Genomic DNA, 13,981 nt, shown 5'->3' on the forward strand with positions numbered 1-13,981 from the left:
CCTTCTTGATGATTTCCAGACCTTGGTGGTCGTTTGACCACACAGGGTATGTAATTGATCAACCCGGGAAATTTCAGGGCACCGCCGCAATCACCATCCCGCGCGGGATATTGCCGCTGGCCGCCGACCCATTCGTCACCGCGGTCAGCTTGCCGGTGGTGCCGTCCACGCGGTAGGCGGTGACGGTGTTGTCAACGCCGCTCACCACATAAGCGAAAGTGCCTGCGGGGTTCAGCAGGACAGTGACGGGGGCGTTGCCGGTGGCAGTGGTGTCGATAAGCGTCAGGGCGCCATTGGTTGGATTGATCGAGAACACGCTCACGTTATTGCTGAGCACATTGCTCACGTACAGGAAGCCGCCTGAGGGTGAAATCGACATATAGAACGGGTTGGTGCCCGCCGCGACCGGTGTGCCCGATGCGGTGAGTGCGCCAGTGTTGCTGACGCTGTAGATGCCGATCGTGTTGTCTGCAGAGTTGGCGACATACGCAAAGCTGCCGGCCGGGTTGACCGCGATGAACTGCGGCGTATTGCCGGTGTTGACCGTGGTGCCCACCTGCGTGAAGGCGCCCGTGCTGTTGTTGATGGCAAATGCCATGGCTGTGCCGGTGGTGCTGCCGCTGTTGGCGTTCACCACGTAGGCGAAGGTGCCCGCGCTGTTGATGGTGACGGTGTACGGGTTGGCGCCTGCCGTGATGGCTGACAGTGCAGTCAGCGCGCCCGTGCCGGTGTTGACCGAAAACGCCGAGAGCGTGTTATCTCCAAAGTTGGCCGTGTACGCAAACTTGCCGTTGGGCGTGCGCGCGATGCTGAACGGCTGTATGCCGGTCACAGTGGGCGAGCCCACCACGGTCAGCAGCCCGGTGGTCGGGTTGATTGACAGCGTGGTGATGGTGTTGTCGTTGGCGTTGGCCACGTACACGTACTTGCCTGCCGGATCAACGGTGAGCGACAGCGGCCCGAGCCCGACGGCCACTGCCGTGCCGATGGCTGTGGGAATGCCAGTGGTCAGGTCCAGCGTGAAGGCGGAGATGGTGCCGTCGTTAGAGTTCACGGCATACGCAAACAGCGGCCGCGGTGCGCACGCCACCGCAATGTTGGTGACATTGCTGGTGCCCACTGTGCCGCTGCCGTTGGTGACGGTGCAGTTTTCCCCTGAAGGCCGGGTGCCTACCGTCGCAGCGTACGGCCTGCCCTGCGCGAGCGCGGTTGGGAAGCGGAAGTTGCCGTTGGCGCTGACGGTAATGGCGTCGCCGCCGTTGTTCAGCAGAGTGACCGATTTGCCCGTAGTCAGGCCGCTGACGGTGCCGCCCACGCCAAAGGTTGTCACCGGTGAGGGCGCGGGCGCTGGCGTGGGGGCGGGCGTGGCGTTGCTGCTCGGCGGGTTGGCCGCTGGGGGCGAGGCATCACCGCCGCCGCCGCAGGCCGTAAGCCCCAAAGACATCGCCGCCGCTGCCATTACCAGCGCCGCGCCGTGGATGCCGCGCGCGCGTGTCGCACTGCGAGGGGGAATCGGTGCGGGCGTTGGTTGCCCATGTGTGCCGCTCGCGCGTTGCGCTTGGGCGATTGACAGCTCGGCCATGGCTCCCCCCGTTCTGGTTGTCGCGAGTGTGTGGACTCGTGTTCCCCAAAGCATAGGAACCCCGACCCATATGCCGACATAGGCTAATTGACCGACGAGGCCCTCCGCTTCATGGACGGGAACGTGCGGTGTGCGCCGGTTGCAAGCGTTTGGCGCGATACTTGGGCCACTGTTGCTTGCCTTGCCATGCTTGGCTCCGCCGTTGAGCGGCCGCACATTCTGATCGCAGGCAATGCGAGACAGGACAATTCGACTCTTTGCAGCTGGTGACCATACGAAAGGCGGCCAGGGCGTTTCACGTCCACGCCGTGCTGGGTTTCCAACTGTGTTCGTCGGCGCAGAGAATATGGTCCGATACACTGAGGACGCCCTCGCGTTAACGTCGCGTACTGAAAAACTGTGCGCCGCCGGTGCAATGGGAATCCTACCGCCCGAGCAAAAATGACTCTCAGAGGTCTGCCGATGTGCAGCGTTGAGTGGACCGAGAACATCTTCCAGAAGGACCGCGGCATATGCCAACCAAAACGAAGCGTGGCCCCACCCACTCGGCCACACACGGGACGTCCTACCGCGCAACCGCAACGTCGCGCTTGCAGAACTGCGTAACCTGAAGATGGCCAAGTCCGCGCACGCGTTCGTGCGCGGCAGCACTACAAAGTTCTACGAGTGGTTGGAAGAAATCAGCCCAAGCACGTTACCAGTGGGCCCGGCCATCTGGATATGTGGGGACTGCCACGTGGGCGACACCGCCGGCCGGGTCGCGATTCAGGTCCGCGATATGGACCAGACAGTCATCGGCAATCCGGCACACGACCTGATCCGGCTGGGCGTGTCACTCGCCACGGCCGCACGCGGATCGGACCTGCCCGGTGTTGTCACCGCGCAGATGGTCGAAGCGCTCATGGCGGGCTACATGGCAGCGCTGAAGGCGGGCCCCACGCATCGGCTTCCGCCCAAGCCTTCAGCAGCGAAGACCGCCATGAAGGCTGCGACCCGCAGAACATGGAAGCAACTCGCGAGCGACCGCATCGAAGACGCGAAGCCGACGATCCCCCTCGGCAAACGCTTCTGGCCTTTGCGCAAGGCGGAGCGCGACGCGCTTGAGGCGCTTTGTCGGGAAACCACGCTACCCCTTCTCGTTACCCGCTTGTACTCCCGAGAGCCTGCGGACCAGATTGAGCTTATGGATGCAGCGTATTGGGTAAAGGGATGCAGCTCGCTAGGGCGACTCCGCTACGCAGTGTTGCTTGCCGTCGGAACAGGGAAGAACCGGCACTATTGCCTATTGGATTTCAAGGAGGCTGCAGCGCCTGCGGCGCCCAGGCAGCCGCAGACCAATATGCCGCGCGACAACGGCGAGCGTGTCGTCGCGGGCGCAACGCACCTTGCGCCGTTTCTGGGAACCCGGATGGCTGCCCTGCGGGTGTTGGATACCAGCGTCTTCGTGCGGGAGTTGCTCCCCCAAGACTTGAAACTTGAGATTGACACGCTGCCGCAAGCGGAGGCCACTGAAGTCGCACGCTACCTCGGCGCGGTAGTCGGTGTCGCGCATGGGGGACAACTTTCGCGAAACGATGCTGGGGTGTGGCGACGCGAGCTACAGCGGCGCCACGGTAAATCCATCGATGCGCCGTTCTGGCTGTGGACGAGCATCGTGGATCTGGTAGGAAGACACGAACGCCAATATCTTGATCACTGCCGGCGCTGGGCGTTGGGACACAGCACCACCACCTAAATCTTTATGGGGCACCTGTGCTAGTCCGCCTCTTCATTGCGAGACGACAGAGGGGCTGCAAGACGGGGGGACGCAGCAGCAGCAGAAGAAGACAGCGCTGATCGCCTTAAGCCTCCATATCGTCGTGACTTCGTTGCAGCGCCTAGAAGTTGCTCACCTCACCGCGTGTTTTAGGAGGAGTCGTCGCAATGACGCTTCGGCCGCGCCTAGCCCTGCACGTGGATGTCGCTGCTGATGATCGTGCCGAAGGAGCGCGGACTGTCGTCGCGGCCATGTGCCGGGGCGGCGACCGTGGCCTGCGGAGCGAGTGCAGCAGTGGCCATCTGTTTGGCTTCTATGGGGATCGCCTCTCATCTTGTTGCCGATAAAAAAGTGCCCGCCGGGGGACGGAGCACAAAACTGTTGGTCGTGTATTCCCGATTCCAGTCATTTGATTCACCTGCACGACCCCGTAGGTGTTGCGTAGCGCCGCCGCGCCTCGCTTGTTCTCCGGTGCCAGGGCTGTGTCTTGACTGACCACGAACCTGCGCCGCCACGCCAGACAATGCACTCTCAGCAAGCGGCTCGATGTAAGGCATTTGTTGTTGCACGACTGATGTGGAGGCTGCGGCCGCCGCGAAGTTCAGCGTCATCGCAACGTCAGCGGTAACTGCGGTCTGCTCAAGCGTGTAGTCGGCCGGCAAGTGCCGAGCATGGCGCTACGAGGTGATTGTTGGCATGGCTCGCGCCTCCCCGCAGGGCATGGAGCGACATCTGTGCCATGTCGGTTTCGGCCTTGATTTTGCGGGGCATGCGTCCGTCTCCAGTCACACTGAGCGGCACGAAGCGTGCATTTCTATATCACGGCTGAAACAAACGCGGCGCTCGCGTACGACGACATAGTAAGAAGGGGCGGCAGGTCCAGCGGCAATCACGCAACATTTCAGTGCGACTCCGGCCGCTCGCGATGTTGCCTGCCGAGTGCTCCGGTAGAACATATCCATGCTGAGGGTGGCTCATCCGACACTCGTCTTTTCAGCCCACACGATAAGTCGCGGGCTTTTTTTCCACGGGTTTTTTTTTGGGGAGAACGGCCGCCACGGCTCCTAGCACTTTAAGCATTGCGGCATGCCGGAAGCGTAGGCATAGCGTCAAACCGCAGCCTATCGCTCGATGTCACCGCCTAGCTCCGGATCCGGGGGCTGCGCGCCTCGATCCGATATATCTGCGCTATGGCCTGGTGATGGCGTGCCAGGATCAAATGTCGGCTTCTCCGGTTGCTTGCCAGATGGTGGCGTTGACCGACTCGTCTCCTGCGGCCGACGGGAGGCCAGTTCTTGCAGAATGTCCCGACGCTCGACAACCATGCGGTTAATTGCGCCATCAGCAAATTCAACATTGAGCCGCGCATCGGCCGCCACCCGCGCCGCCTCCATCTGGAATTCCAACGGTCCAGACAGCTGCAGCACCGGCCCAAACTTCTGCTGCGCGAGGCGCAGGGCGATTTCGATCGCATCCCGATCGTTCTGCCACAGACGCACCGACTTGCCCTGGTCAACCAGCAGCGCAGCACCGTTGCGCTGGTACTCCACGTCGCCGTTGCGCTGCACCCGGTGCGTGATGACGGGACCGTCATACAAGATCGCGTTGGGCTGCACCGGGCGCGTAGGTCGGATCGTGAGTCGGCGCGGATCTTCGGCCGGCTCTTGAGGGCGCAGTCGCTGCAGCTCGAACAGCGCCGCGGTGTCGCCGCGCTGGCCACGTGCTGCGAGATACGCCAGGTAACGATCCTCCTGCGACGGCCGAGACGCCCTCAACGTATCGCGCTCGGCCGTGATGGCGCGGCTGAGCGCCGTTTCCTGCTCCACGCGCGTCATCCGCGCCGTCGACAATGCCGCCTTGACCTGTGCTGCCCGCGACAGCTTCGGATCTTCACCGATAGCGCTGCGTGCCGCACGGAACGCCGACCGGATTGCCTCGCGCCGTTCACGCTCGCTCTGCAGCTGCGCCGCCCACGCCGCGCGGTCAGCCTGGCCGAAGACTGCACACTGCAGCATGAACTCACGCCACAGCGCCGGCGTCGGCTCCGGCCGCTGTAGTGAGGGCGCTTCAATCTCCCGGCCGGTCTGCGCCCGATAGGTTGTGCGCAGCAGCTGCGCGGCATCCGCCCAGGACAGATTCAATTCCTTGGTCAGGAAATCCGACACGTTCAAGTTGCGCGTGCCGGCACGGATGCGATCCCCGCCATCAGCGCCCTTGGTGACCGCGTACTTGTCTACGATCAGCCCATGCGTGCGCGAGAGCGTATCCAGCAACCGCTGCGCATCCAGGTTCGCCTTGATCTCGCGGAACTCGGCCCGCTCAATGTCGCCGCGCGCAGCCCGCCGCTCCGACAGATCTCGCGCCAGCTGATCCAGCACACTGTCCGCTTCCCGTCCCGTCGCTGTGCGCGCCCGGCTGTTGAACTGCACCACAATGTCGCCGGCGCCCACGGCCGCTGGCCATGACGGCGGATGCTGCGAGTGGCCGGGGGGAGCGTCAGCCCTAATGGGCTGGCTGTTAATTGCATTTATTCTTACATCCGACTGCGCGCGCTCAAACGGCATCGAGCCGATCGCATCAAAGCCCTCGATCTCAGCCAGATTGCGCGGCCCCGGCCGCTGCCCAAACGGTGCTGGTGTGCCCGCTGCACCCGGTGGTGGCGCAAACTGGTACTGCGTGAACTTCGCAGCGCTAGCCGCACGCAAGCGCGCTTGGCTTGCAGGGTCGCCAGCTTGGTAGGCGTCATACATCCGCGCCGCCACAAACCGCCACGCCAGATCCTCGGCCGTCCGGCCTACGCTTCTTCGTTCGCCTGCTCCCGCTCCAGCGAAATCGCCAGCCCGTCGCAGTGCGTCAGCTCGTTCGGCTTGCTCGACTCCCAACTCCAGTAGTGGATCAGCCGGCAATAGCTCTTCACCTCGCGCGGGGTGGCCATCCATACCGCCGAAGGGCAGACCTCGCACACGGTCTGCGGATTCGGGCGCCGCGCGGGGTCGATCTGCATCAACGTCAACGCCACCACGCCCGTGCCCGCCTCGCCGGTCACGTTGGCTTGGCTGCGCTTCGACTTCTCTTCCGAACTCCGGGCGTGAATCACCCCATCCGCGTCCACCGTCTCGTTCGGCCCAACGCCAGGCGCCGTGCTCTCCATACCCGCTGCGCTCGCCTCGGTCGAGTGCTTTGCCATCCAAACCTCCATAGGGTTGATAGAACTGAAACTCGCGCTCGGCCAGCAGCGTGCGCTGCTCATCCGCCGGCGCTTCCCGATAAATCTTGTAGAATGGACTGCCACCGTTCAGGTATTTGACTTCACGTGCCCGCGAGGTATGCCACTCGGCCAGCGCCTCACGAAACATGACTGGCGTGGTGCGCGGCTGACCAGGCGCGACGTATTCCGCATGCACCCGGGCTTCCATCGCGGCCCGCTTGTCTTCGGCGCTCAACTCAACGAACTCGCGCGAGAAAACGTATTCCTTGAGGTTCACACCCTTGGCCGCGCCAGGCGGCTTCACGTTCTCGTATTCATTGCTGCGACCGGCATTGCGCGTGCGCACCTCGCCGAATTCGGCCAGCAACGATCGGAAGTCTTCGTAACATGTGATGTCCCGCGCCAGCACGGCGTCCAGGATCGCCGACCGCAGCTCGCGGTTCGACCCATCGAACGCATCGCCCTTGTAGCGGCTGATCATCTCCGATGAGTCGGTGAAGGCCACGCGCCGGTTGTCGCGCGGGCTGGCCAAGCCGTACTTGGCATTGACGTGTTCCTGGAAGGCCTCCAGGAAGCGCGTTTGCTGGTCGACCTTGCCGAAGGGGTCCAGACGCCGGCCCGTCAGCCGGTTCAGCGCCGGCACCACGACGTGGATGTGCACCTTGCGCTCCACCAGATCACCCGTCTTGCGATCGGGATAGCTCTTGAGACGCGGCACGTGCGCTTCGGCGTAGAAATTGTATTCGTCCGGCCGGTAGGCCGCGAACATGAACGCCTCGAAGTCACGCACGATCTCGGCCAGCACCTCACGCGACAGCTCGTCCTCTTTGAACGAGAGCGTGACATTCATGTACCGGCTGGCATCGGTGCTGTCCATCGACTGGATCAGCGCATCGGTCAAGTCCAGGTCGCCGGCGAGGATGACGCGCTCATCCATCTCGTCGCGCGTGAACTCGCGGTCTTGCTTCTGGCCTTTTTCCAGATACTCCTTGACGCCTTCGCGGTAGTGCCGGATGCGGATCAGCATGGGCGGCTCAGTCCACCTGGGCCAGCGTGGCCTTCAGATACCGACCAATCAGCTGCAGCCGGTCGAGCATCTGCATGTAGGTTTCCTCAGACAGAGCGCCGCGCTCATGGTCTGCACTGGCTTGGCGCGCGAGCCGCTCGATGTCGCGGCTCGTCTTGCCAAAGATGAACAGCAGGCGTTCGCGGTGGGGCGTGGCCTTCAGACGCGCCACCAGCTGCGTGCGGTTGGTCAGCACCGCCTGGCGGAAGAACTCGGATTGGGTCAGGCCAGACGCCGCGACCTTGGCCAGGTACGCCTCGCGATCAGCTTCCGACAGCCGGAAGCTGATCGGCTTAGACAGGCCACCTTCGGGCTTCGGTTTGAGCATCGCAGAGTCTTCTTGTCGGGGTTGGGCTGCTGGATCGGGCGCGTCGCGCTACGCATAACAGGGGCGCGGAGGGCCGTCCTGTCGCGCAGTTCCACGCGGCAACGCCGCGGGGGTTTCAAAGGGGCGAGCCCCTTTGGCACGTTGTATTTTACGGGAGGCGGAGCATCACGTAAACATACACTACGTGCCTTACGACTTTGATCTAAGTGGTAACTATTCAATACTCTTACCAGAGTATGGTGAGACTCCTGAATAGAGATACAGAATCCTTTAGAATCCGGCGGAATCAATGCAGAACTGATGCAGAGCTATCTAAGAATCGATCGGTAATGATGCGATCACCGCGATACGGTGACTCGCCGAATCTCGTTAGCGGCTCATGAGTCACTTTTTGGCGCGCATATGAACGTTCAGGAATTCCAGAATCAGGTCCAGCCAGCACGACGACGCTCAATAATGCATCCGTGGCTCGCCGACATTCAGGCGCTGCGGGCGGCGGGTTACACCATCGAGCAGGTGCGCCAATTCCTCGCCGCGAATCAGGTCGTCGTGGCGTTCTCGACCTTGGCCGCCTTCATTGCACGGCAGACACCGCAGGAGAAACCGGCGCGCTCTCGGACCGCTCCGGCTGCGAACGTGAGCGAACCTGTCCGGCAAGCCGCTGACACGTCAGCACCGCCGAAGAAAGCGGAGCGGTCTTACAAGACCACGGAAGAACTGGCCAAGGAGAACCCAATGCTCAACAAGCGGGCCATCCTCGACTTGTACGCCCGCCAGTTCCAGGTAGAGTCGCCGAATCCGTTGGATGAGTTGATTCGCAAACAGGAAGAACGCAAGCGCTTGGCGCGTGAGCAAGTCAGTGCAGGGAGCGCAGGGGCCGGGCCGACTGCTGCGAGTGGATAGAAGGGAAGGCGGTCAGCGTCAGGAGTGTCCGCGCCCAGGTCGAAGGGCATAGGGGACCCCTCCGGGGACATGGGAGCGTTGGTTACCTTCCAGGCGGTTGTCGCGCGGCCAGCGCGGCTCGCGGGACCGAGTAGCAGGTTGGACTGACAACGCCCCGACTTCAGCGTCGCACTTGCCTGACCACCCTTCTCTGCAAGCCCGTTCGCCATGGCAGGTAGACCGCTCGCGGCGTATCCGGCCGCAGTCGTCATGCCGCGAGGGTGGGCGGGCCATGCCCGCCCAAGGGGGCGCCATTGCGGCGCCCCATCCAGCTTAGTATTCGTCCGGGAACAGTAGAGTCGTCACGCTGCGGTCAGACTCGGTAATGACCCATACCTTGCGGCTGCCGACCATGTAGCTCGACATGAGGCGTCCGCCCTCTTCCAGCGCGCGGGCGTTGCTGTAGCAATCCTCTTCGCACATGTCGCCCCAGTCGCCCATGGCGTGGCGAGCAACCAGCATGGCTGGCACGGACGGCAACAGGCCGCGCTCCTTCATGAAGTCATAGCAACCCGTCGTCATCGCCACGTCGCCCAGCTTGAACGGCAGGCCCCGGCGCTGCTCGACGCCTGCGGGTGCGGCCCCCATGAAGTGCTCGGTGTAGGTGCCGTCCGCCTTGTGATAGACGTAGCGCTCGCCCATGTTGCCTGCGCGGTCCTTCTGCGCCTGCGCGAACATGGAGGCCGGAACGTCGATGCCCAGCGTTTCCAGCTTGGCGCGGTAATCGTCCAGATCGAACGCATACGGCTTGCGCTCCTGCAGGTTCGTGTAGACGTAGCGGTCGGCGTCCAAATACTCGACCGTCAGCAGATACTGCTGCACGGGGCGATCCCAGCCGATCATAACACGCACGGGACGATTCAGGTAAGTCGTTTCAAAATAGTGTTGACTCATGTTTCGTACTCATATGGTTTGTTAGCTACCGGGCCCCTAGATTTGGAGCCCTCTCCAGGGCAGGTTTGTCAGGTGGTGTTGCGGCCTGTCAGCGCTGCCGCCGTTCCCCTGAGTTCCTCGCCCTGTGGACAAAGGAGGCGACGCTTGCCACGCCGCAAGGGCGCGCACGGAGGCCGCATGCGGAGCACAGCCCATGGGGCGAGCACCGAACGGGCGAGTACGCGGCGAAGCGAACCCTTGCGACGTGGCAAGCGTCGCCTACGGTCCACAACAGGGCGGGGAACTCAGGGGAACGGCGGCAGTGCCCGGCGACACCACTGGCAGACGCCGCGCGGCGAGCGCCTATTGCGGGCCTTGGCTCGCACTGGAATCCACGTAAGCGGTGGGATGCGCGACACGACACAGCGCAGAGGCCCACGGCAATGGTCAGGCAAGACGGCGGGCACACGGCCCGCCGCGGAAGAAGGCATTGCAGGCAACAGCGTGGACCACTACACTGCTGCCTGCGAGCGGGCGACTCACCCGCTCGCAACTCATACCTCGCCCAGCCTGCATGGCTGGGATTTTTTTGTCAGGCGGCGTGCTGACGCAGCAGCGGCGGCACCCAGCGTTTGCCCTCCAGCAAGCGCCCTGCAGCCTCCACCATCGGCCCCTTCTTCATGGACGCCAGCGGCACGGCTTCCGCAGGTGAGACGGCCTCACTCACCGCTTGCAGCACATCGGCCTTGCGCACCCGGCACAAGTAGCCATCGGGCGTCGCGCTCCACCAGTCCGCCATATCCAGATTCACCGCTCGCGCAAGCGCATCGGTGCAATGCTCGCCACTGCGGGATTGGATGCCATCAACGGTGAGCGCCGTGCAGTGGGCCAGCAGCGCGATCAACTCTTCCTGCGGCATCGCCAACAGGTGTTCCCACAGCGCATCTGGTTCGCCCGGCAAGCGCTCGCCCCACTCTGCCCGCGCCGCATTGATCTGCTGCCATGCCCGCGAGTCTTCGAGCGCCGCATCGGCGGCATGCAAGTCGTACGCTACGTTCTTGGCCGACACCTTGATGCCGCCCTCGCCGCTCCGGTAGTACACCTCGCGCGCCAGATCCGTCACCATCGTGTGCGCCAACGCTGCGAGCGCCACATGGTGGTTCTCCATCAGCATGGCTTGCAAGGCAGCCGTGCGCTGCGCGGTCAGCGCGCGCACCAGTTTCTTGGGCATCGCGGGCAGGCGATTGGTAATGCCGCTTCCGGACACGGCTGCTGCGCCGCGCGCCTGCGCGCGAGCGGCCTTGACAGCAGCCCTGCGGTCTTCCGGGCGGATCGCGCCTCGAATCACCTCCACGCCGTGGTCGCGCAGCGCAACGATGACACCGACATTGGTCTTGTCCGCGACCGTCTCCAACGCGGCTTCGCGCTCGCTGCGCTCCGTGTAGATGCCCTCCAGTTCATCCGACAAGCGCTGATAGGCTTCGTCCGCCCCCTCGTCATCGGACAACTCCAGCGCCTCCATCTGCGCTTCGATGGCCTCTTGGCGCTGGTCCAAGGCATCCATCGCAGCCTGCTCAGCCTCGGTCGGCTCGCGCAACATCCGCGGCGCACGACCGTAGGCATTCAGCGCGGCATAGTCGGGCTGCACCAGTGCGACAGCCCAAGCCCAACCCTCTTCCGCACGGATCGTCTCCGCTTGCTGTGCCAGTCGTTCTTCCGCCAACTGGTGAGCCAAGGCACCGTCCGCCCAGTACGCACCGTGTTCAGCGAACAGATCAACCTGTTCGTGCCCACCTGCGGCGAGATAGGCATCGCGCCCGACGAATTCAGCCACCGCCGAGTCGGAGGCGATGGACGCTTCGCCAAGCAGGGCACGGCGCAACGCCGCCGGCGCACGCTGGTACGCCGGAGTGCCGTGCCAGACTTGCTCTTGTGCCGCACGGTCGTCGCTCACCGTCAACGCCATCAACTGTTCCAGCGACATGGCACCCTCGCGGTAGAGCGCAATCAGCGCGGGTGCGACGTTGGCGAGTTTCAGGCGACGCTGCACCACGGCGACCGACACGCCGAAGTGCGCCGCCACGGTCTCCACACCGGCACCCTCGTCCACCATGCGGCGGAAGCATTCATATTCGTCGGCCGGATGCATGGGCTGGTGCGTGTTCTCGACCGCTGACAGTTCGACGGCGTTTTCATCGGCCACCACGCGCACCGTCACGGCGTAGTCCACGTCGATCTTGCCTTCGTCGCGCAGCAGCCTCAGCGCTGCGAAACGGCGACGCCCTGCGACTACAGCGTATGTCGCCTTCTTGCTTCTGCCCTTGGGCTTCTCCTCGGTCACGAGTAGCGGGTACAGCAGACCATGCGCCGCGATGGTGGCGGCAAGGCTGGCGACCAAGTTCGCATCGAGTGCGCCTTTACGGACGTTGGCTTCGGATTCGACCAGTCGGGACAGCGGTACAGCAATGTGTTGTTCTTGCATGATGGGTTTCCAGAAGGGTTGTCGTGCTACCGGGCTCCTAGATTCGGAGCCCCCTCGTGGGCAGGTTGGTCAGGCGGTGCGGCGGCCTGTCAGCCTTGCCGCCGTTCTCCTGAGTCCGTCGCCCTGGGACCCAAGGAGGCAGCGCCGGCCAGGCGGACAAGGGCGCGCTTTGCGCGGCTTGCGAACCCTTGTCCGCCTGGCCGGAGGTGACTACGGTCCCGGATGAGGGCGAGGGGCTCGGGAGAATGGCGCGCAAGGCACGCCGTCACCGCTGGCCAACGCCGCGCGGCGAGCGCCTATTGCGGGCTTCAGCCCGCACTGGAATCGGACCAAGTGCAGCACGGTCGGCCCGGTCAGGCAGGCCACACGGAGCGGGAACAACGACGGGGGAAACCGTGAGGAAAAGCGAAATTGACGCAGCAAAATCCATTGACAATGAATTGCTTTCCTTCACCCACCCGGTGAATTCAAGCCCAAGCACCTGCTTGGGCTTTTTTTCTTCAGCAGCGACCTTTCACACCTGTGATGAGATGGCGTGTGCTTCTCAAACTCTGAGTGGGAAGCGGATGACCACAGGCTCCCTACCCTTGTCCTGGTAAGGGGCAGGCGAACGCCCACACCGATATGCGTGATATCGTCAGCGCTCGGTCAATACAGGTTCTTGAGAAACAGATGTACGAGGAATGCAGGGCATGGTGAGACGCAGGCCCGAATATCCCCCGCCACTCGCCGCCGGCACCTATCGAGCCACTTGCCGTGAAGTGGAAATGGTCCATGCCGCAATGAACGAACACAGCCGTGCTTTCACTGAAGCACTCTGCGTGAGCGACGGTCGATGGTGCATCTTCTACCGCGACGGCACCGAGGTGTGGAGTTGTAATGCGAGCTACGCGGCAGCGCATTTCGACATGGAGCCCGTGTCCAGTAGCAAGGACACCTAACTCGCGCACGCGTCTGTCAGGAACGCCAAGATGCCTGGCGCGCCGGCGATCGGCGTCAAGCCGCCAGCATGAGTTGCGGGGCGGCACTGCGCGATTGCTCGCTCATCTGCTGGACAGTCAACTGATAGCCGCGCGAGTAGACCGTCTTGAGCTCCACTCCGGTCGCCTCTCCGAAGCCCAGCTTCTTGCGCAGCTTGTAGATGTGCTGCTCGATCGAGCGTTCGGCAACACTGGCCTCCGTTCCCCAGACTGCAGAAGCGATCTGCTGGCGTGACAGAAACGCCCCAGGGGACGAGAACAAAAGCCAGGCCGTGGCAAATTCGCGGGCGGTCAAGCGGATGGGCGTGCCGCGTAACGTCACCGTCCGAGTGAGCCGGCACAGACTGTTCGGCCCGACCACGGTACGGGTAGCGGACTCGGTCTGCTGCGTCCCGCGTTCCGCGCTGCGCTGAACGCGCTGAACGCGGGCATTCAACTCCTCTGCGGTGAAGTGGCCGGTGATCACGTCTTCGACAGCGCTGTCAAAAACACGCAGCATTTCCGCGCGTTCGGTGAAAGTGCCGAACACCAGCGTTGGCCAGCGCAAGTCGGCATTGCAGTCACGCCAGGACAGAACCAGCCGGCCGGCCGTGCTGAACAGCTGTGCATCGATCATCAGCAAGTCGAAGGCCTCGGTGCGCCGGGCGCGCAACAGCGCCAAATCGTCGTCCAATCGCACGCACGTCACGTACGCTGGCAGGCAAGCCGCCACGTACGCAAAGCTCGAAGGATTGCTGGTGAGGATGGCGAATTTCATAACGAAC

9 protein-coding genes are annotated in these 13,981 nt (G+C 63.4%); 3 read left to right on the plus strand and 6 right to left on the minus strand.

Annotation, left to right across the window (positions count from 1 at the left end; genetic code table 11):
* Positions 1-73: 73 nt before the first annotated feature.
* Positions 74-1,582, minus strand: a complete 1,509-nt coding sequence (locus ACN9M1_RS27600) for a lactonase family protein (protein WP_426400956.1) — start codon at positions 1,580-1,582, stop codon at positions 74-76.
* 613 nt (positions 1,583-2,195) lie between these two features.
* Here ACN9M1_RS27600 and ACN9M1_RS27605 point away from each other — a divergent pair.
* Positions 2,196-3,317 (plus strand): DUF2252 family protein, encoded by a 1,122-nt coding sequence (locus tag ACN9M1_RS27605; RefSeq protein ID WP_426400957.1) that lies wholly within the window; start codon positions 2,196-2,198, stop codon positions 3,315-3,317.
* Between the two features lie 1,142 nt (positions 3,318-4,459).
* On the opposite strand, the gene ACN9M1_RS27610 is transcribed toward ACN9M1_RS27605, so the two are convergent.
* Both ACN9M1_RS27610 and ACN9M1_RS27615 read right to left on the minus strand, forming a co-directional pair.
* Positions 4,460-7,573 carry an LPD7 domain-containing protein gene (locus ACN9M1_RS27610; protein ID WP_426400958.1) on the minus strand — a complete coding sequence of 1,038 codons (3,114 nt, stop codon included), beginning with the start codon at positions 7,571-7,573 and terminating at the stop codon, positions 4,460-4,462.
* Between the two features lie 7 nt (positions 7,574-7,580).
* A complete protein-coding gene (locus tag ACN9M1_RS27615) occupies positions 7,581-7,940 on the minus strand; it encodes a plasmid mobilization protein (protein WP_426400960.1) in 360 nt (119 codons plus the stop codon).
* Between the two features lie 402 nt (positions 7,941-8,342).
* Between ACN9M1_RS27615 and ACN9M1_RS27620 the strand changes: the two genes are divergently transcribed.
* Complete coding sequence (locus ACN9M1_RS27620; protein ID WP_413705625.1) at positions 8,343-8,843, plus strand: hypothetical protein; 501 nt, start codon at positions 8,343-8,345, stop codon at positions 8,841-8,843.
* Positions 8,844-9,155: 312 nt separating this feature from the next.
* Here the strand turns inward: ACN9M1_RS27620 and ACN9M1_RS27625 are convergent, their stop codons facing one another.
* Positions 9,156-9,776, minus strand: a complete 621-nt coding sequence (locus ACN9M1_RS27625) for a hypothetical protein (protein WP_413705624.1) — start codon at positions 9,774-9,776, stop codon at positions 9,156-9,158.
* Between the two features lie 571 nt (positions 9,777-10,347).
* Positions 10,348-12,237, minus strand: a complete 1,890-nt coding sequence (locus tag ACN9M1_RS27630; RefSeq protein WP_426400961.1) for a ParB/RepB/Spo0J family partition protein — start codon at positions 12,235-12,237, stop codon at positions 10,348-10,350.
* A gap of 782 nt (positions 12,238-13,019) precedes the next feature.
* Here ACN9M1_RS27630 and ACN9M1_RS27635 point away from each other — a divergent pair.
* Positions 13,020-13,178, plus strand: coding sequence for a hypothetical protein (locus tag ACN9M1_RS27635; RefSeq protein WP_021197635.1), 159 nt, complete (start codon positions 13,020-13,022; stop codon positions 13,176-13,178).
* A gap of 55 nt (positions 13,179-13,233) precedes the next feature.
* On the opposite strand, the gene ACN9M1_RS27640 is transcribed toward ACN9M1_RS27635, so the two are convergent.
* Entirely contained in the window at positions 13,234-13,974 is a 741-nt protein-coding gene (locus ACN9M1_RS27640; protein WP_426400962.1) for a winged helix-turn-helix domain-containing protein, read from the minus strand.
* Between the last annotated feature and the right edge of the window lie 7 nt (positions 13,975-13,981).

Source organism: Ralstonia sp. R-29, from assembly GCF_049913345.1.
GTDB lineage: Bacteria > Pseudomonadota > Gammaproteobacteria > Burkholderiales > Burkholderiaceae > Ralstonia.